Origin of the sequence: Mycobacterium sp. IS-1264 (assembly GCF_001954195.1) — a bacterium.
GTDB lineage: Bacteria > Actinomycetota > Actinomycetes > Mycobacteriales > Mycobacteriaceae > Mycobacterium.
Genome location: NZ_MBES01000073.1, coordinates 1 through 563 on the forward strand (window position 1 = coordinate 1; position 563 = coordinate 563).

The 563-nt window shown below is 62.9% G+C and carries 1 protein-coding gene; it reads left to right on the top strand.

Going from position 1 to position 563, the window contains the following annotated elements; all coding sequences use genetic code 11:
* Positions 1 to 563 (top strand): condensation domain-containing protein (locus tag A5744_RS18440; protein ID WP_139331413.1); only part of this gene is annotated, 563 nt, incomplete at both ends.

The following is a 563-nucleotide window of genomic DNA, read 5'->3' on the forward strand; positions in this document are numbered from 1 at the left end:
GCTGCGGCGCTGACCGATGTGGTGGGCCGTCATGAAAGCCTGCGCACTGTGTTCCCCACGGTCGAGGGAACACCCCGACAGGTGGTTATTCCTGTTGAGCAGGCAGATTTTGGGTGGGACGTTGTTGATGCCAGCGGCTGGTCGCCAGGTTCACTGAACGAGGCCATCGATACCGCGGCGCGCCACACCTTTGATCTGGCCACCGAGATCCCGCTGCGGGCAAGGCTTTTCCGCATCGTCGATGACGAGCACGTGCTGGTGATCGTGATGCACCATATCGCCGCGGATGGCTGGTCGCTAAGGCCGCTGACCGCTGATTTGGGTGTGGCCTATGCCAGCCGGTGCGCCGGTCGGGTGCCGGGGTGGGTGCCGTTGGGGGTGCAGTATGCCGATTATGCGTTGTGGCAGCGGGGGTGGTTGGGGTCGGAGTCTGATCCTGGTAGTGCGATTGCGGGCCAGTTGGCTTATTGGGAGCGGGTTTTGGCTGGGATGCCTGAGCGTTTGGAGTTGCCTGTTGATCGGCCTTATCCGGTGGTGGCTGATCAGTGTGGGGCCAGTGTGGG